Below are 18,233 nucleotides of genomic sequence, written 5' to 3'. Positions count from 1 at the left end.
CCGATTAGCAAGAGTTACGCCACGGTAATTATCCGGATTCCAGCCGGTCGGCTACAGCAGCGCCACCAAGATCATCGCGATCCCCACGATCGCCACCGTGAATGCGAGCGACCGCAGCCCCGGCACGCCAGCGGCATAAAGCGGCACATAGATCAGCCGTGCCCATATATACAGCTGGCATCCCAGCATCGTCAGCCAGCCATGGCGGTCCAGCACATGCGCCATCAGCACCGCGGCCGCGAAGAACGGCCAGGTCTGCATGTAATTCGCGAAGGCGCGAACCACGCGGCCGCCGACGCCGGTCAGCGGCAATTGCGCATCCCGTGGCCCGGCGTTGTACGCGGCGCCATGCTGCGCCGTGGCGACGAAGCCGGTGGCCAGCACATGCACGAGCCCCAGCACGATGGACCAGGCGAGAATCTGGAGTTCGATGGTCATGGATGGTGCTTTCAGGATGGGCGTAGGGCAACGTCGGCCGATGCCGCTTGGTTGCCCCGGACCGTCCTGTCTGCAAGGCTTGTCCTAACCCTGCGCGGTCGGGCCAGGCGGCCCGCAGCCAAAACAGAGAGCTAGTGCAAAGTTCGTGCGTCTTTCAGCACGAAGTTTGCACTAGCCTCAGAACTCTTCCCAGTCGGCCGCCTGGTCGCGGGCAAGGTTGCTCCGGCCACGGGCCACCACGCGCGGCGCAGCACGCCGCGTCGCACTCGGCGGCGCCTTGCGCACGGGCGCCGCCTCCGCCGTGTCCCGGGCGAGTTTGAAGCTCGCCGTCAGCACGCCCAACTCCTCGGCCTGTTGCCGCAGCGCCTCGCTGGCAGCGGTGCTTTGCTCCACCATCGCCGCGTTCTGTTGCGTCACCTGGTCCATCTGGTTGACGGCGGTGTTGACCTCCTGCAGCGCCGTCGATTGCTCGTGCGCCGCCTTCGCCATGCCAGTGATCGCCTCCGCCACGCCGGCGACCTGCGCCACGATGCGCCCCAACGCCTCACCGGTTTCGCCAACAAGCCGCACGCCCGAGCCGACCTGCTGCGTACTGGCGCCGATCAACACCTTGATCTCCTTCGCGGCGTCGGCACTGCGCTGCGCCAGGGCGCGCACCTCCTGCGCCACGACGGCGAAGCCACGACCGGCGTCGCCGGCCCGGGCCGCTTCCACCCCGGCATTCAGCGCCAACAGATTGGTCTGGAACGCGATCTCGTCGATCACGCCGATGATCTGGCCGATCTGCCGGGCCGAGCCCTCGATCGCGCCCATCGCCGCCACCGCATTCTGCACGACGTTGCCCGAATGCTCCGCATCCACCTGCGCCTGCCGCACCACGGCAGTCGCATTGCCGGCGCTATCGGCCGTGCGCTTGACCGTAGCGGTAATCTCGTCCAGCGCCGCGGCCGTTTCCTCCAGCGTTGCGGCCTGCTGTTCGGTCCGGCGGCTCAGATCGCCAGCGGCCTGCGCAATCTCGCCGCTGCCCGAACGGATGGCGGCGGCATTGGCGACTACGGCCGTAATCGTGTCCGACAGTTTGGCGACCGCGCCGTTGAAGTCGGCGCGCAGGCGCTCGTATTCCGGCGCAAACCGCTCTTCGATACCGCAACACAAATCGCCCGTGGCCAGACGGGACAGCCCGGTGGCCAATCCCTCCACCACGACCCGCTGTTGCGCGGCGGCTTCGGCACGCTCTGCATCGCCACGGGCACGGTCGGCCTCCGCCGCGGCGCGCGCCACTTCGGCCTCTGCCTCCAGCCGCTGCGTGTCGACGGCCGCGTCGCGGAAGACCTGCACCGCGCGGGCCATGCCGCCCACCTCGTCCTGCCGTGCCGTGCCCGGTACCTCGGACGCGACGTCCCCCGCTGCGAGCTGCACCATCTGCGCATTCAGCGCCCGGATCGGCCGCACGACGGATCGTATGATCAGCACCGCCACGACCGCGACCAGCGCGAGCACGCCAAGCGCCACGGCGGCCAGCTTGAGGGCGGACGCCCAGAAGATATCGTCCAGATCGTCGACGAACGAGCCGCTAACGATCGTCCAGCCCCAAGGTGGATAGTCCATGAACACGCTCGTCTTCTCGATCATCTGGCCGCCACTGGCACGCTGGGTCCAGTAGGTGGTGACCGCCCAGCCGTCTCGGCGGGCGCGCGGAATGACCTCGGCCGTGTAATTTACGCCATGACCATCGAGCGACGTGCTGTAATCCTTACCGAGCCGGTTCGGGTCGGGATGAGCGATCATGATCTGCTTGGCGTCGCGGACGGAGATGTAGTCCTCCTTGCCGTAACGCATGGCGGAAATGGCCGCCAAGGCCCGCGTCTTCGCCTCCGCTTCCGCTAACTTGCCGCTTTGGGCAAGGCTGTGATTGGCATCGATGACACCGCGCGCAACTTGCGTCAGCGCGGTCAACTGGCCGATGCGTTCGGACCGCAGGTTCTGCCACTGCATATCCAGCGCCACGCCGCCAAGCGCGATCAACCCTGCGAAGGAGAGCGCTGCAAAAACGGACAAGCGCCGCGATATCGTGAAGGCCCCAAGTCTGCGCATCCAATTCTCTCCCGTCGAATTGGTAAACAGATTAGGGAGTCGTCATTAATCCTTCGTGTATCCGCAACAAGTGCAGTCTGGTCACCCCGGGTGGACGATAACCCGCTGCAGGATGCGCCAGCCCTCCTGCTGCCGGGCCAGGCGGTCGCGGTAGCTGCCCATGCTGACGATGGTGAAGGCGCCGCCATCGTGCTGAACGACCAAAAAGTCGGACTCGGCCATCGCGACATCGCCGGCTAGATCGATGGTGAAATTGGCGACGAAATGCCGCCGCGCCGGTGCTTCCCCGTTGCCGCGCCCCCGCCCGATGCGGGCCAGCAACGCCTCGATCTCGACAGGCCCGGTTGCGCTGCCGAGCTTTGACCGCCATTCGCCATCCGCCGTAAACAGGGCAACGACTTCGCGGACCGCCCCCTGGTCCCACAATCGGCCATAAAGGCTGAGCAACGCTCGGATCGCCTCGCGGTCCTCCGCCGGATTAGGTGGGGAGGACACGGGGCATTCCAATCCGGATGGTGGTGCGCGCCAGCCCCAGGCAGCACGCCGCCCCCGCCAGCATCAGCACGCCGGCCAGGACGAATGCCCGGTCGTAACTGCCAGTTGCCGCGATGACGTAGCCGGTGAGGATGGGCGCCAGCAATCCGAACAGATTGCCTCCCACCACCATGACGCCCATCGCCTTGCCCACATTGGTCGGGTCGGGCAGCAGATCGCTCAGCAGTGCGAAGAGCTGGGAGGTATTCACCGCGATCCCCGTCAGCGCCACCGTCAACATTCCCAGCAGCATCGGCGTGCTGTCGGTGAACGGCGCCGCGGCGATCATGCAGGCGGCGGTCAGCATGGAGATCGCGATGATGTATCGTCGGCCGCCCGGCACCCCGCGATTGCGGCTGATGATGCGGTCGCTCAACCGGCCGATCGCAATGCAGAACACCATCGCCAACAGATACGGCACGGCGGTGAAAAGACCGGAACGCGCGATGGTTAGGTGCTTGGCCACCTGCAGATAACTCGGCAACCAGGACAAGAACAGGTAGGAGCAATAGGCGCTGCAACCCTGGGCAATGACCAAGCCCCACATCGCTGGCTGCGACAGAATGGCTGCGAGCCCGGCGAGGCTCGACCGGTCCTGCACGTCGGCCCGCGCCATTTGCCGCTGCGTCACGATGTAGTCCCGTTCCCCTGCGCTCAGCCAGCGAACGCGTTCGGGCGGGCCATAAACCCACCACCACGCCACCAGCCACACGCCGCCCAGCACGGCCGCTGCCAGGAAGGAGGCGCGCCAGCCGATCGTATCCAGCAAGGCGCCCACGACGATGGCGCAGATGGCGGGCCCGGCAAAGGCACCGCTGTTGAACACTGCATTGGCAGTTCCCCGTTCCCCCGCCGGGAACCATTCGCGCACGATGCGCGCCCCCGCCGGGTTGGTCGTCGCCTCCCCAGCGCCCATGGCGAGGCGCGTCAGGATCAAGATGGGCAGGCTGCTGGCAAAGCCCGTGCAGGCGGTGGCCAACGACCACAATGCCAGGCCGAAACCCGCCACTCGTTTTGCGCCCACGCGATCGACCAGGATGCCCATCGGGATCAGCGCGAACGTGTAGGTCCACAGGAACGAGGAAAACACGTACCCGAGTTGGACTGGCGTCAACCCGAACTCCGTCGCCACCGGCTTGGCTGCCAACGACAGGGCGACGCGGTCGATATAGTTGATCGCCGTCAGCAGAAACAGCAGCAGCGCAACCCACCAACGGCGGTTCATTCGGACGATCCCATTTGGGCTTGGTAAATGCCGATGGTAGTCTTCCAGCGCAGGCGTATCAATGCGCCCAACGGATCGGGGATGGAACGCGTGACACGTTTGACATCGATAGCGCCTGCAGAAATGGATGCGGCGCAATGCCGCGTGGTCGAGGCTGCTTTGGCCGGCCGCAGGCAATACCTACCCGCACCGCTGACGGCGTGGCTGCATAGCCCGGCCATGGCAATGCCAGCGCAAGCGTTGGGGGAAGCCATTCGGTTCGACCTTCGTCTGGCGCCCGTCGTCACCGCAATGGCGGCATTCACCGCAGCGGTGCATTGGAATGCTGGCTACGTGCAAAATGTTCAGGAAGCCAAGCTGCGCGCCGAACATGTCGCCGAGGACGCCATTGCTGCGATCAAGGCTGGCGCGCGCCCAGCACTATCCGATCCCGCGCAAGCCACTGCGTACGATGTGGCGCGTCGGCTGTTGACGGGGCAAGGGATGGACGATGCCACCTACGCCACTGCGACCGGCGTGCTGGGGCAGAGCGGCATGGTCGAACTGGTCACCGCGATCGGCTACTATACTATGGTGTCGCTGACGGTGGTCACGTTCGGAATCGCATCCGCCGAACAACCGGCATGAGCGTGCTGCAGGCGACCGCGCCGGTGCTCGACCCGGTGGAGATCCGCACCATGCGGCGGATCGCCTGGCGGTTTTTGCCGCTGCTGGTGGTGGCGTTCCTGGTGACCTATCTGGACCGCGTGAATGTCGGTTTCGCGGCGTTGACCGCCAATCACGATCTGGGCCTGTCACCGCAGGATTTTGCCTTCGGCGCCAGTATCTTCTTCCTCGGCTACTTCGTCTGCGAATTGCCCAGCAATTTGGCGCTGGAGAAATTCGGTGCCCGCCTCTGGCTCGGCCGTATCTTGATCACGATCGGCATCATATCCGCCGCGATGGCCGCAGTACAGGGTGCGCGCTCGTTCTACGCCGTTCGCCTGCTGCTGGGCATGGCGGAGGCCGGGCTGTTCCCAGGCGTCATCTTCTTCATGACCAAGTGGTTCCCCAAACGACACCGGGCCAAAGCGATGGCGTTGTTCATGTTGGCCATTCCTCTTTCGAGCTTCCTCGGTGCGCCAATCTCCGGCCTGATCCTGGGGCTGAACGGCATCCAGGGCTTGCGTGGCTGGCAATGGTTGTACCTGCTGGAAGGCGCGCCCTCCGTCATCCTCGGGTTGCTATGTTTCGCGTTGCTGAGCGACACGCCAAAGACCGCGCGATGGCTGCCGGAAGACGAGCGGGACTGGCTGCTGCACGAATTGGCGCGGGAGGCTGGCCAATCCACCGCGCCGGCCGCCGGGTCACGGTGGCACCTGTTGGCAAACCCGACGCTGCTAATATTCGCAATGATCTTCTTCGGCGTCACCGCCGGAACCTATGGGTTGAGCCTTTGGCTCCCCCTAATTCTGAAGTCACCGGGCTATAGCGATTTCCAGACGGGCCTCATGGTGGCAATCCCGTTCGGGTTCGGCTGCGTCGCCACGATCTTCTGGGGCCGCCAGTCCGACCGCATGGACGAACGGGTTTGGCATACCGCGATCCCGGCCTTTCTCGCGGCAATCGGGCTCGCCGCTTGCTTGATACTGCGGTCGCCGGCAACCCAGATCCTGGCGCTGTCGGTGGCGTCGCTGGGGCTGTATGGCGTCAAGGGCCCATTCTGGGCGCTGGCGACGGAGCGATTGGCCAATGTCGACGCCGCACCCGGCATTGCCATCATCACCTCCCTGGCTGGCCTGGCCGGCTTCGTCGGGCCATATGCGATCGGCTGGATCAGGGGTGCGACGGGAAGCTTCGAATTGGGATTGCTGTTTCTGGCCGGGCTATGCCTGGTGAGCGGGCTGCTGACGCTGCTGCCCATGGGCCGCGCCCGTGTCTGAGCGCCCGGCGGTCATGCTGGCGATCATGGAACCACCGCCAGGTCTTGAGGAAGAGTTCAACGATTGGTATGACACCGAACACCTGCCGCAGCGGCAGGGCCTCCCAGGGTTTTTGACCGCGAACCGCTGGATCTGCACCACGGGATTTCCTCGCTCGCTGGCCATCTACGATCTTCGCGCCTTGTCGGTGCTGGACGACCCGGCGTATCGCGCCGTGGCCGGCGCGCAATCCACCCCATGGAGCCGCCGCCTCCTCGCCCGGACTGCGCGCGCCGGCCGCATCCGCGTCGAGGCAGAGCGGATCACCCCGGGCGACTCGTTATCCCTGCCGCAGGACAACGTGAATTGCCTTTTGGTGGCGCGTTACCCCGGCGCCGGGCCGGGGTTTGCGCCAGCGGCAACCTCACGCTTCGCCACTCTGGGCCGACTGGCGCAATGCCGGCTATTCGCCGCGCCGGGCGGCCACGAGTATTGGGTACTGGCGGAATTCGCCGGACCGGTCGGCTTCGACACACTTGCCGACGCGGTCGGCGACATTGCCGGCACGGCTGCCACGTTCTTCAACCTATACGCCCCATACCGCCCATCTGCCGGGTAGACGCCCTGGGGGGATGTCCTACGTCCTCTGGCTTACGACCACGCCCAGCAGACCGCCCAGTAGAACCAGGGCGCGCGGCGCGGCCAATTTGGAGTCGCCGCGCTGTAGTTCGCTGGCAATGACCACCGTGGACACGGCCGCCACGATCGCCCCACCCAGGCGGCGCGTGGCGGGCGGGATCATCAGGACCCCGCCGGCGGTTTCGGCGATGGCCGCGGCGCGCATGGCGTTGTCCGACCATTCGAGGTGCCGGAACATCCTGGCATAGCCCTTGTTTCCCGTCAGCTTATCGGCGCCTGCGACGGCAACGGCGCCCCCGAACAAGGCAAGCAACAGCTTCATCGTGCGATTCCTTCTCTGCCTGGGTGAAAGTCCGCTGAGGTCATGCCGGTTTCCTGAACACGCGCCGGCGCGACCGATTGGCGCAATCCGCGTTGGTGCGTCAGGCAAAACAGAGGAGGGCCGCAATGACGGCATTACCGAAGAAGGGCGACAAGGTCAGCTGGGGCACGTCGCAGGGCGAGACGCACGGTACAGTCGAGAAAGTTGTGACATCGACGACGAAGGTGAAGGGCCACACGGCCAAGGCGACGAAGGAGGAGCCGCAGGTCCTGGTCCGCAGCGACAAATCCGGCAAGGAAGCCGTCCACAAACCCGAACACGTCAAAAAGACCTAGTGCCTGGGCCGGCAACGATCAGGAGATCTGTATGAGCGTGAGTTTAACCGGGCAGGTGGCATTGGTCACCGGCGCCAGTTCCGGCCTAGGCCTCGGCATCGCCCACGCGCTGGCGGAGGCCGGGGCGGCGGTTGGGATCAACTACAATGCCCACGCCGAACCGGCCGAGCAGGCGGCCGCCGAAATCATCGCCCTAGGTGGACGCGCCCGGGCCTTGAAGGGTGATGTGTCGCACGAGCCTGACGCCATCGCCCTCGTCGACGCCATGGTGCGGGAATGGGGCGCGCTCGATATCCTGGTCGCGAATTCCGGGCTGCAACAGGACGCACCGGTGGCCGAGATGACGTTGGCGCAATGGGACAAGGTGATCGCGGTCAACCTCACCGGCCAGTTTCTATGCGCGCGCGAGGCGATCCGCCAATTCCGCAAGCAGGGCCGCCGAGGCGTCTCGAAAGCGGCTGGCAAGATCCTGTGCATGAGTTCGGTGCACGAGGTCATTCCCTGGGCCGGCCATGTGAACTACGCCGCGTCGAAGGGCGGCGTTGGCATGATGATGCGCACTTTGGCGCAGGAGGTCGCGTCCGACGGCATCCGGGTGAACGGCATCGCCCCCGGCGCAATCCGCACCGCCATCAACAAGGCGGAAACCGAGGGCGAGGCGGCGGAGCGACTGCTGCGGCTCATCCCCTATGGCCGCATCGGCGAGGCCGCGGACGTCGCCAAAGCAGCCACATGGCTGGTGTCCGACGAGTCTGACTACGTCGTGGGAACGACGCTGTTCATCGACGGCGGCATGGCGCTTTACCCGGAGTTCCGCGGCAACGGGTGACGATGCCCCGCGGCTGATGCCGCTCCCGCCAGTCCGACGCCTTCAGGGACACTTTACCTGTTGGGTGTAGCATGCTCACCGACATGCCCAGTTCCCTTCATCTCGCCGGCGGACGCTGGTTTACCGTCGCGACGATGCATCGCAGCCCGGTTGCGAATGATGCTTCGGCGCGGCGGTCCTTTCCGAGGCGGTTCTACCAAGGTTTGGCGTGTCTTTGGCTGTTCCTGATCGTCGGCTATCATCTCCGCGGCCTCACAGTCGCGCCGGCGGATTGCGCTGCGTTACTCATACCGGCGGGTTTGCTGTTGTGGACCGCCGGGTGCCTACGCGCACGCCGGGTCATGCGGCTGGCCGATCTGCTGGAGGCAGTGACGCTCTACGTGTTGTACGGCATCACCTTCGTGCTCCTCTCGATCCTACTCGGAACCAGCCCGTCGCCTTTGGCGGATGCCTGGCTGGCGATGGTCGACCGGACGCTGTTTCCGGTACTCGATTGGCCGTCGGCCATGCTGGCCCTCACGAAGATGCCCGCCTTCATGGTGCCGGCGAATTTCGCTTATGAAAGCATCCAATGGCAGCCGTTCCTGCTGATCTGCCTGCTCTGCCTCAGCAACCGCACACGCGCCTGCTGGACGTTCATGGCGGCATGGTCGGCGGCGCTCGTGGTCGTGATGGCCATATTTTCCATCATGCCCGCCCTTGGCGCCTATCCTCATTTCGCCATCACCGCCGCGGATGTGCCAACCGTGCATGATATGGTTGCCTGGCGCCAGGCAACCATCCTCACGAAGTTGCGAACCGGCGAGCTATCTCGGATCAACACCGATGCGCTTGAGGGCATCGTGTCATTCCCCAGCTTCCACGCGGCGGGCGCGGTGCTGCTTGGGTGGGGGTTCGGATTCAATCGTTGGACACGTATCCCGTTTGGCCTCCTCAACGCTGGCATGTTCGTCTCGGCCGCGCCGATCGGAGGCCACTATTACATCGACCTGGTTGCCGGCGTACTCGTTGCCATTCTCGGAATCATGTTTGCCCGCCGCTGGGGGTCGCCGGTTGCAGGCTATCGCAACGCCTGGTTGCCCGGCGTGTCGGCGCCGGGCAGCTAATTCCCGCGGCGGCGGCACTTCACGTTCGGCGTAGACCTGACTGTGTCGCGGAACGCACCGCTGCTTTCTGCGCTGCCATTCCGCAGGGAGTGGGGAATGCCGATGGTTGAGGTCAGCGCGATACAGTTGGACGCCCTTGCGCAAGGGCTGACCGGGCTGGAAGTGGGCGACACCAAGCTCCTGTTCGTGCGGGAAGGCAACGACGTCAGGGCATTCCAAGGTACATGTCCCCACGCCAAGGCCCCCTTGGCCGACGGTGTTCTATGCGAGGGTCGGATCATCTGTCCCTGGCACGCAGGCGCCTTCGACAGCAAAACCGGCGCCTTGCTCGAACCCGTGCCGCTGACCGGGTTGCAACGCCATGCGGTGCGCGTCATCGACGGCAGGGTCCTGGTCGACATCGAGCCGATGCACACTGACGCACTGGCGCCCGGGGACGCATTGGCGCACGCGCCCGATGATCGTGTCTTTGTGTTGGTGGGCACCGGGGCGGCCTCGGCAAGCGCGGCGGCGCTGCTCCGCGACGACGGCTTCGGCGGTCGCGTCATCTTGGTAGGGCCGGACGCAGCCGAGCCGTTGGACCGCACGCAGCTCAGCAAGATGGCGCTGGCGCAGGACGCATTCGATCGCAGCACGCTGCCGCTGCTCGATGACGAGCTGCAGAAAAAGTTAAAGCTCGAGCGAATTGTCGCCCGCGTCACGGCCGTCGATCCAGGCAAACGCCAACTCACCCTCTCGACCGGCGAAACACTCGCCTACGATGCCGCCATGCTGGCGACCGGGGCGCAGCCTCTTGCGCTATCAATCGAGGGCGGTGATCTGCCGCATGTGCGGACCTTGCGCAGCCTGAGTGATGTGGATGGGATCCTCGCCCATGTCGAACCCGGCGCGTCGGCCGTCATCATCGGCACCAGCTTCATTGGGATGGAAGTCGCATCGGATCTGATCGACCGTAAGATGAATGTCACGGTCATTGGCCGAGACGAAATCCCATTCGCCAAGCAATTCGGTCCCCGGGTCGGCGCTGCGCTGCGGACATTGCATGAGTCCAAGGGCGTGCGCTTCCGGCTTGGCACATCGGTTCAGCGCATCACGCTGGACGCCGTCATCGTGAACGATGAATCGCTGTCCGCTGGTTTGGTCGTCGCCGGCCTCGGCGTCGCCCCTGTGTTGGACTACGTGCCGTCACTGCAGAAGGCGGATGATGGCGGCCTGGTCACGGATACCGCCCTGCGCGTAGCGGACGGTCTCTGGGCCGCGGGCGACATCGCCTCGCCGTCCGGCTGGCCAAGGATCGAGCATTGGCGTCTGGCGCAGCAGCATGGCCGGGTTGCCGCCGCGGCGATGCTGGGTCGCGACGCATGCTACGAGGGCGTCCCCTTCTTCTGGACCGCGCAACACGGCAAACGCCTGCAATACATCGGTCACGGACGCGGCGATGGAGACATCGCCTATGATGGCGATGTCGAGGCGTTCGATTTCGTCGCTTGGTATCTCGAAGGCGGAAAAGTCACCGCGGCACTGGTTTGTTGCCGCGATAGGATCGCCGCGACATTGTCACACGCGCTACGGCGCACCCGCACGCTTGCCGAGGCCCGCGCCATGGTTGGTCTATCGGCCGGCGGACAGTAACCACCAGGCGTCACCCGCCCATCGGTCCGGCACAGTCCGCGCCAGCCGGTACACGCTTTGCATCCCATGCTGCAACAACACGGTGGGTGTCGATGTATCGCTTTTCCGCTTGGCTCTGCCTGGGCCTGATATCGCTTGCCGGGGTCGCCCAGGCCCAGCCCACCGACACGCTGCACATCGGCATGCGCGACGATCCGGATATCCTGGATCCGACCTTCTCCCGCACCTATGTCGGCACGGTCGTCATGACCGCAATCTGCGACAAGCTGTTCGACTTCGATGCCAAGCTGAACATCGTGCCCGTGTTGGCCACCGGCTACGAATGGGCCGATCCCAAGACGCTGCTGATCCATGTTCGCCCGAACGTCACCTTCCAGGATGGTGAACCGCTGGATGCCGCCGCTGTGGTCTACACGCTGCAGCGGGACCTGACCATGAATGCCAGCATGCGCCACAGCGAAGTCGGCGCCATGGACCATGCCGAGGTCGCCGACCCGATGACCGTGCGGGTGGTGATGAAGCAGCCCTTCTCCCCCTTCATCGCCACGCTCACCGACCGGTCCGGCATGATGGTCGCACCGAAGGCGGCCGAGGCGGCGGGCAAGGATTTCGGCCTGCACCCGGTCTGCGCCGGCCCGTTCCGATTTGTCGAGCGGGTGGCGCAGGATCACGTCACGCTGGAGCGTTATCCCGGCTATTGGGACGCCAGCCGCATCCATTTCAACCGCGTCACCTACCAGGTCATCCCCGACAGCAGCATCCGCAAGGCCAACCTGGAGGCCGGCGCGCTGGACATCGCGGAGGTAGCGCCGCTGGACGTGGATGCCGTATCGCACAACCCGAAACTCGCCATCGTCTCGGTCCCCAGCTTGGGCTACGGCGCGCTGACGGTGAACATCGGCAACGGGGCGAGCGCCAAAGGGCCCATGGCGGAGGATTCCCGGGTGCGACTGGCGCTGGAACTGTCCCTGGATCGGGACGCGCTGAACAGTGTGGTGTTCGCCGGGTCCTACGTGGCGAATGCGCAGGCGACATCGCCCATCAGCCCGCTCTACGACCCGGCGGTGCCGATCCCGAAGCGCGATGTGGAGCGTGCCAAGGCGTTGCTGAAGGAAGCTGGGGTCAAGACGCCATTCCGGGTCGACCTCGCCGTCTACAACACGCCGCAGGCGACGCAGGCCGGTGAAGTGATCCAGGCCATGGCCGCGGATGCCGGGTTCGACGTGCACGTCAATACGATGGAGTTCGGCGCCGTCATCGCAGCCACCAACCGCGGCGATTACCAGGTGACGCTGGGCGGCTGGTCCGGCCTGCTGGACACCGACAGCAATTCATGGAGCTTTCTGCATACCGGCGGCGCGTTGAACATCGCCCACTACTCCAACCCGGCGGTAGACTCCCTGTTGGACCAGGCGCGCGTCGCCAGTGACGTTCCGGCACGCCGCGCGATCTATTCCCAGGTTTGGCAGCAGGTGAACAAGGATCTGCCGCTGATCTACCTCTGGACGACGCGCAATATCCAGGGCGTGTCACGCCGGGTAGATGGCTTCACGCTGATGGCAGACGGCTTGCTGCGGCTGCAGGATGTCCGGTTCAAGACCGCGACCCCGTGACGAACCCGGCGGCGCCGTGCGGCGCCGCCGTTTGCTCCGTACCCGTCAGCCCTACTGTCCTACTAGGCAATTCGCTTTGGAGATGGCAGCCTGTCCGTTCCGGGATTGGAGACGCCGGCGGCCCTGCTGCCCGGCAGCCCCTCCCGGCCAATGACGATTGGCAACGGCCAGGGAGAGACGGCAATGAGACTGAAAGATACGATCGACAAGATCCCCGGCGGGCTCATGCTCGCCCCGCTTCTGCTGGGGGCGCTTTGCCGCACGTTTGCGCCGGACGCGCCGAACTACTTCAAGGGCTTCACCCAGGGGATCATGACCGGGGTCGTTCCAATCCTCGCCGTATGGTTCTTCTGCATGGGGGCCTCGATCAAGCTCAGCGCCACCGGCACCGTGCTGCGCAAGTCTGGCACGCTGGTCATCACGAAATTCCTGGCCGCGTGGGTGATCACCATCGTCGCCACCTGGCTCCTCCCGCCCGAGGGCATTCAGACCGGCTTCTTCGCCGGCCTTTCGGTTTTGGCCATCGTCTGCGCCATGGATATGACCAATGGCGGCCTCTACGCCTCGTTGATGCAGACCTACGGCACGAAGGAGGAAGCGGGCGCGTTCGTGCTGACCTCAATCGAATCCGGGCCGCTGATGAGCATGATTATCCTGGGCGCCTCCGGCGTCGCCCATTTCGAGCCGCAGATCTTCGTGGGCGCCATCCTGCCCTTCCTCGCCGGCTTCGCCCTCGGCAACTTGGACCCCAAATTGCGGGCTTTCTTCACGCCCGGCGGCATGCTGATGATCCCGTTCTTCGCCTTTTCCCTCGGCAACACGGTCGACCTCACCAACCTGCTGTCGCCGCTCGCGGGCTTGGGCGTTCTGCTGGCCCTGTCGGTGGTCGTGCTGACGGCGATCCCGCTGATCCTGGCCGACCGCTTCATCGGCGGCGGCACCGGCACGGCCGGGCTTGCAGCATCCAGCACCGCGGGCGCCGCGGTGGCCAACCCGCTTGCCATCGCAGCCGTGGCGCCGCAGTTCAGCGGCCTGGTGAAGACCGCCACGCCCCTGCTCGCGATCTGCGTCATCGTGACCTCGATCGTGGTCCCAATCCTGACGGGTCTCTGGTATCGGCACTTCGGCAAAGGCATGGCGGACCAGGTCGAGCCGGACACTGGGATTGCTGACGAGGCCGGCCATCCCGGTCTCGGGCATACAGCCCTAGGGAGCCATTTGTAGCAGGGCCGCCTGGCGGCCGGGGCCAAAGGCTCCGGCCAGCCGCTCGGGTCAGCTGTGGGTCGACTCGACCACTTTGAACGCGCTGCCCGTATTGGCCGCCGTTGCCCCCGGCGTGTTCCACGCGATCGTTCGAACGGCCGCGGTGCTGCCGGCCCATTGGTCGACGACCTGGATGCCCTGTTCGTTCTGCCCCAGATAGATCGCGGCGTGGCTGCTGCCATCCGTATGGTTGGCATACCGATTGCCACTATCGAACGTGGCAATCACCGTTCCAGCCTGCAAATTCGTGTTGCCCCGGACGGGCGTCCCACCGCTCCAGCAATGGGTTGAGCCGATATCCGGGTTGGCGGCTTGGACCAGGGCGACACACTGGCCGGAGCCGACGGATCGCCCCATGAACCGGTCGATGTCGGTAGCCACGATCGGCCGCCCATTGACCGGTCCTGTGCCGGACACCCCGGATTGCAACGTCGCATCCCCGTGCGCCACGCCAAACTGGCCTTCCTGAATACCGAGGAGGTGCTGGAGCGCGACGAGAGAATAGGGGGCCAGCGACGGGATCAGCGCATCCGAAATCTCGGGCATCGCGAAGGCTGGCGCGGTCGAATCTGACCGAACTTGCGCGATCGTCGGCGCCGGGTTCGGCCGTTGGACGGGATCTACCATTTTGGGGCCTCATGCTGGCCAGTGTGCGCAACACCTAGAATGGGAAGCTTACGAAACCCTAAATTCCGGCGAAGCTCAGCCTCGCGGCGGCAGCAATCCTGCGGCCGCGAAGGCCGGTTCCGCATCCGGCGACGCCAAGCACGCAATCAGCTGGCTTGCCGCCTCGGGCTCGGTGCAACCGGTCATCATCGCGGCGGTAAACATGGTCGGCGTTTGCAAAATGGCTGGCAGCGGCCCGGCGATGGTGATGCCCGGCACTACCATCAACTCGCTGATTTGCTGGATTGCCATATCCGCATCCCCATCGCGAACGGCCTCGGCGGTGAAGCCGGAGTGGATGATGCGCGCCTTGGCATTCACCGCGTCGGCGATCCCCATACGGTCGAGCAAGGCCGCAAAGAACAATCCGCTGGCACCGATGCGGGAATAGCAGACGCACCGCGCCGCCAGCAGGGCAACGCGAAGATCGGCCTCGGTGTCCAGCGTCGGCAGGGGGGTGCCGGGCCGGACGGCGATGCCCACCAGGGAGCCGGCGATATCGACCCCACCTGGCCGCAGGATGCCGTCCGCCGTCAGCCCATCGACCCCCGCGCGGGTCAGGATAGCCACGTCGCCGGTTGCGCCCCCGCGCAGGCGCTCCTGCGTGGCGACCGTGGGGGCATACTCGACCGCGCCGAGGATGCCAGATCGCTCCAACAACACCGGCAGGGCGCCCTGCACGGCCAGGGTGGAGAAGATGCGCAGCGTCGGGCGGTCAGACATCATGTCCCCAATTTGCGATGCGGACTCAGCCTCCCGCATGGCTCGGAATTTGCTTCTCATCTCGGATGCTCACGTCTGCCGCCACCCTAGCAAATCCACCAACGCAAGGCACGCCATGCGCGTCATCGTGACGAACTGGCCTGGCCGTCATCCAGTATGGAGTGCCTGACGAATGGATATGCAGATCAGCGGTAAGGTCGCCCTCATCACCGGCGGGAGCCGTGGGATCGGCCGCGCCACCGCCGCCGGGTTGGTGGGTGAGGGGTGCCACGTCGCCATCGCAGCCCGCGGGCAGGAGGAACTCGACTCCGCCGCAAAATACCTGAGCGCGCTCGGCGGCGGCCGTGTTCTGACCATCGCCGCAGACATGCTTGACCCGGCGTCGCCCGAACGGTTGGTTGCCGCGTGCATGGCCGAGTATGGGCGCCTGGATATCGTCGTTGCCAACGCTGGCGGTAGCGTCGGCGCGCGGGATTTCGCGACGGCGACGCATGATGACTGGGCGCAGACCTTCCAACTGAACGTGCTGCACGCGGTCGACCTACTGCGCCAGGCCATCCCGGCCCTTGCCGCCAGCGATGCGGCGTCGGCGATCTTCATCGCATCCATCTCGGGCCGGGCAGCGACCACCGCCGCGGCGTCATACGCCGCGGCAAAGGCCGGGCTGATCCATGCCGCACGCTCCCTCGCGTGGGAGTTGGGCCCGATGGGGATTCGGGTAAACGCCCTGTCACCGGGCTCCACCCTATTCGACGGCGGCGGGTGGGATCGCACAAAGCACTCAAAACCCGAGGCTTTCAGCGAGTTCGAGCGGATGGACTTCCCGCGCGGGCGGCTCAGCACGGTACAGGAAATCGCCGACGCCGCGGTCTTCCTCGCCTCACCGCGCGCCATGGGGCTGAACGCGACCGACCTGCAGGTCGATGGCGGCCAGCGGCGGCCGTCCATCCGATAGACGCGGCCAATAAAATCGGGCCATCATGGCGTCGCTGTCCAGTCGATGGTACACAGCCTCGCTATGTTCGATATAATTGGCCTGCAAGGTAATAGAATTTTCTTTGTATTTGTGTCGCCCATCCAGGCAGAGTATTGATCACGCCTGATTTATGTCCGCCACAGTTCGCAATTCTGTTTCGCGTTCGGTCGATATTAAGCACCTAAACGAATGTTGAGGGCGACATGCAGGATGTGTCTGTAGGCGACCCGCGGTTCTACCCGCAGGGCGGACCATTCGGCATTGCCGAGGTGGCGCGTGCTGCCGGGGGCGACGCGGCCGAGTCCGGCCTGATGCTGACGGGGATCGCGCCGCTCCAGGTCGCGAAGCCTGGCCATGTGAGTTTTCTCGACAATCGGCGCTATGCGGACATGCTGGGCAAGACCACTGCCGGCGCCGTCATCGTGCATCCAAACATGCAGGACCGGGTCCCCGCCAACACCGTGTCGATCGTGATGAAGGCGCCATACGAGGGCTGGGCCCGCGTCGGCAAGTTGTTCCACCCGGCGCGCCCGCTCTGCCCCGGCATCCACCCCACCGCGCTGATCGCCCGCGGGGCGGAGGTCGACCCCAGCGCGGAAATCGGCGCCTTCGCCTGTATCGAAGATCGGGTGCAGATCGGGCCGGGATGCACCATCGGTGCCTATGTCAGCCTCGCCGCCGGGGTGGTGATCGGGCGGGATTGCCGGATCAGCGCCCATGTCAGTGTCAGCCACGCCCTCATCGGCGATCGCGTGTTCCTTCATCCTGGCGTGCGTATCGGCCAGGAAGGCTTCAGTTTCGCGCGAACCAGCACCGGCTACCTGACGATCCCGCAACTCGGCAAGGTGATCATCGAGGATGACGTGGAGATCGGCGCCAACTCCACCGTCGATCGCGGGTCGGCGCAGGACACGGTGATCGGCGCGGGCTCGCGGATCGATAACCTGGTGCAGATCGGCCATAACGTGCGGCTGGGCCGGTGCTGCGTGATTGTGGCGCAGGTGGGCATTTCTGGGTCGACCATTCTGGGCGATTTTGTGCAGGTGGGCGGGCAGGCGGCGATGGCCGGGCATCTGCATATCGGCGACGGCGCCCAAATCGGGGCCCAGGCCGGTGTCATCGCCGACGTTGAACCCGGCGCGATCGTAATTGGCAGCCCGGCACAATCCCGCCAGCAATTCTTCCGCCAGGTCGCCACGCTGAAGCGCATGACGGAGCGACCGAAGAAACCTGTCTGACACGCCAACCGCGCCCGGGGCCAGCCGCCAACGGCAACTGTCCGGCGCCAAAAGCGTAGCTTTGACCATGAAATTGACCGCGATAATCCCGATCTGCGTCGTCCTCCTGGCCGGCTGCGCGCAGGCGCCCGAAGATGTCCCTGCAGAGCGGCTGAGCAGCGCGCCTTATCAGGCCTGGTCCTGCAGCCGCCTTGTGCAGGAGAAGGCAAGCCTGGATACTCAGGTCGCGGGCGCATCCGCCAAACAAGAAAAGGCCTATATCGGCGATACCCTGGGCGTGCTTTCTATCGGCCTGCCCACCGCATCGCGGGGAAACCAGGATGATGCGGCCCATCTTGCCCACCTGAAAGGGCAGCAAAACGCGGTGGTGACCGCGGCGGCACATATTGGTTGCCCGGCGCCGGCTGCTTAATGGCAATCAGATCCTGGAGATGCTCATGCCAACCGAAGACCATCACGGCGATGCCCTGCTGGAGACCGCCCGGCTCGAACTTGCCAGGGCACATCGCGGCGTCATCGCAATGGACGCCTCGGAGGTTCGCCGCGGGGTAGAAATCGCCCTCGCCGCCCTACGCGATGTGCCCAACCAGGGCATCGCAGCGTCGAAGCTGACAAAGGCCCTGGAAGACCTCGACGCTGGCTCGTTGGCGGAAATGGACGCCTTGATCGAAGAAGTCCGGACCGCGCTTGAGTGAGCAC

Annotated in this window: 20 protein-coding genes; 13 read left to right on the top strand and 7 right to left on the bottom strand. The window is 65.4% G+C overall.

The genetic code is table 11. The annotated features are described in order from the left end of the window. Positions 1-51: 51 nt before the first annotated feature. From GSQ76_RS28625 to GSQ76_RS28610, 4 genes are all read right to left on the bottom strand, one after another. Positions 52-438 (bottom strand): MAPEG family protein, encoded by a 387-nt coding sequence (locus tag GSQ76_RS28625; RefSeq protein WP_158747483.1) that lies wholly within the window; start codon positions 436-438, stop codon positions 52-54. Between the two features lie 177 nt (positions 439-615). Further along, positions 616-2,496: a methyl-accepting chemotaxis protein gene (locus tag GSQ76_RS28620; protein WP_254070696.1), complete on the bottom strand. Its 1,881-nt coding sequence runs from the start codon at positions 2,494-2,496 to the stop codon at positions 616-618. 117 nt (positions 2,497-2,613) lie between these two features. Next, complete coding sequence (locus GSQ76_RS28615) at positions 2,614-3,027, bottom strand: nuclear transport factor 2 family protein (RefSeq protein ID WP_158747482.1); 414 nt, start codon at positions 3,025-3,027, stop codon at positions 2,614-2,616. Beyond that, positions 3,011-4,291 (bottom strand): MFS transporter, encoded by a 1,281-nt coding sequence (locus tag GSQ76_RS28610; RefSeq protein ID WP_158747481.1) that lies wholly within the window; start codon positions 4,289-4,291, stop codon positions 3,011-3,013. The genes GSQ76_RS28615 and GSQ76_RS28610 overlap by 17 nt, the downstream gene beginning before the upstream one ends. A 90-nt stretch (positions 4,292-4,381) precedes the next feature. Between GSQ76_RS28610 and GSQ76_RS28605 the strand changes: the two genes are divergently transcribed. From GSQ76_RS28605 to GSQ76_RS28595, 3 genes are read left to right on the top strand one after another with little or no spacing between them, the layout of a single operon-like run. Further along, a complete protein-coding gene (locus GSQ76_RS28605) occupies positions 4,382-4,918 on the top strand; it encodes a carboxymuconolactone decarboxylase family protein (protein ID WP_158747480.1) in 537 nt (178 codons plus the stop codon). Next, positions 4,915-6,213, top strand: coding sequence for an MFS transporter (locus tag GSQ76_RS28600; protein ID WP_174247419.1), 1,299 nt, complete (start codon positions 4,915-4,917; stop codon positions 6,211-6,213). Before GSQ76_RS28605 ends, GSQ76_RS28600 begins: the two co-directional genes overlap by 4 nt. Next, the gene (locus GSQ76_RS28595) at positions 6,206-6,811 is read left to right on the top strand and encodes a hypothetical protein (RefSeq protein WP_158747479.1); all 606 of its coding nucleotides are present in this window, start codon (positions 6,206-6,208) and stop codon (positions 6,809-6,811) included. The genes GSQ76_RS28600 and GSQ76_RS28595 overlap by 8 nt, the downstream gene beginning before the upstream one ends. Before the next feature lie 18 nt (positions 6,812-6,829). On the opposite strand, the gene GSQ76_RS28590 is transcribed toward GSQ76_RS28595, so the two are convergent. Continuing rightward, positions 6,830-7,153 carry a DoxX family protein gene (locus GSQ76_RS28590; protein ID WP_158747478.1) on the bottom strand — a complete coding sequence of 108 codons (324 nt, stop codon included), beginning with the start codon at positions 7,151-7,153 and terminating at the stop codon, positions 6,830-6,832. Positions 7,154-7,278: 125 nt separating this feature from the next. Here GSQ76_RS28590 and GSQ76_RS28585 point away from each other — a divergent pair, with 125 nt between their 5' ends. From GSQ76_RS28585 to GSQ76_RS28560, 6 genes are all read left to right on the top strand, one after another. Further along, positions 7,279-7,488 (top strand): DUF2945 domain-containing protein, encoded by a 210-nt coding sequence (locus tag GSQ76_RS28585; RefSeq protein WP_158747477.1) that lies wholly within the window; start codon positions 7,279-7,281, stop codon positions 7,486-7,488. Positions 7,489-7,519: 31 nt separating this feature from the next. After that, on the top strand, positions 7,520-8,317 hold the full coding sequence (locus tag GSQ76_RS28580) for a glucose 1-dehydrogenase (RefSeq protein ID WP_158747476.1): 798 nt from the start codon (positions 7,520-7,522) through the stop codon (positions 8,315-8,317). Positions 8,318-8,400: 83 nt separating this feature from the next. Further along, positions 8,401-9,423 (top strand): phosphatase PAP2 family protein, encoded by a 1,023-nt coding sequence (locus GSQ76_RS28575; RefSeq protein WP_158747475.1) that lies wholly within the window; start codon positions 8,401-8,403, stop codon positions 9,421-9,423. A gap of 96 nt (positions 9,424-9,519) precedes the next feature. After that, on the top strand, positions 9,520-11,055 hold the full coding sequence (locus tag GSQ76_RS28570) for an FAD-dependent oxidoreductase (RefSeq protein WP_158747474.1): 1,536 nt from the start codon (positions 9,520-9,522) through the stop codon (positions 11,053-11,055). A gap of 92 nt (positions 11,056-11,147) precedes the next feature. After that, entirely contained in the window at positions 11,148-12,668 is a 1,521-nt protein-coding gene (locus GSQ76_RS28565; RefSeq protein WP_158747473.1) for an ABC transporter substrate-binding protein, read from the top strand. A gap of 183 nt (positions 12,669-12,851) precedes the next feature. Continuing rightward, entirely contained in the window at positions 12,852-13,892 is a 1,041-nt protein-coding gene (locus GSQ76_RS28560; protein WP_158747472.1) for a 2-keto-3-deoxygluconate permease, read from the top strand. Positions 13,893-13,940: 48 nt separating this feature from the next. Here the strand turns inward: GSQ76_RS28560 and GSQ76_RS31485 are convergent, their stop codons facing one another. Next, positions 13,941-14,558 carry a BPSL0067 family protein gene (locus GSQ76_RS31485; RefSeq protein ID WP_216851345.1) on the bottom strand — a complete coding sequence of 206 codons (618 nt, stop codon included), beginning with the start codon at positions 14,556-14,558 and terminating at the stop codon, positions 13,941-13,943. 75 nt (positions 14,559-14,633) lie between these two features. Continuing rightward, on the bottom strand, positions 14,634-15,323 hold the full coding sequence (locus tag GSQ76_RS28550) for a substrate-binding domain-containing protein (RefSeq protein ID WP_158747471.1): 690 nt from the start codon (positions 15,321-15,323) through the stop codon (positions 14,634-14,636). Positions 15,324-15,492: 169 nt separating this feature from the next. Here GSQ76_RS28550 and GSQ76_RS28545 point away from each other — a divergent pair, with 169 nt between their 5' ends. The 4 genes from GSQ76_RS28545 (at position 15,493) to GSQ76_RS28530 (ending at position 18,229) form a co-directional block, all read left to right on the top strand. Beyond that, positions 15,493-16,275, top strand: a complete 783-nt coding sequence (locus GSQ76_RS28545; protein WP_158747470.1) for an SDR family NAD(P)-dependent oxidoreductase — start codon at positions 15,493-15,495, stop codon at positions 16,273-16,275. 224 nt (positions 16,276-16,499) lie between these two features. Continuing rightward, positions 16,500-17,534 (top strand): UDP-3-O-(3-hydroxymyristoyl)glucosamine N-acyltransferase, encoded by a 1,035-nt coding sequence (gene lpxD / locus GSQ76_RS28540; RefSeq protein WP_158747469.1) that lies wholly within the window; start codon positions 16,500-16,502, stop codon positions 17,532-17,534. 67 nt (positions 17,535-17,601) lie between these two features. Then, on the top strand, positions 17,602-17,946 hold the full coding sequence (locus GSQ76_RS28535; protein WP_158747468.1) for a hypothetical protein: 345 nt from the start codon (positions 17,602-17,604) through the stop codon (positions 17,944-17,946). A gap of 25 nt (positions 17,947-17,971) precedes the next feature. Beyond that, positions 17,972-18,229 (top strand): hypothetical protein, encoded by a 258-nt coding sequence (locus GSQ76_RS28530; RefSeq protein WP_158747467.1) that lies wholly within the window; start codon positions 17,972-17,974, stop codon positions 18,227-18,229. The last annotated feature ends 4 nt before the right edge of the window (positions 18,230-18,233 follow it).

This window comes from Acidisphaera sp. L21, from assembly GCF_009765685.1.
Lineage (GTDB): Bacteria > Pseudomonadota > Alphaproteobacteria > Acetobacterales > Acetobacteraceae > LMUY01.
Note: the sequence above shows the minus strand (reverse complement) of the source record. Positions and strands in the feature narration are given on the sequence as shown.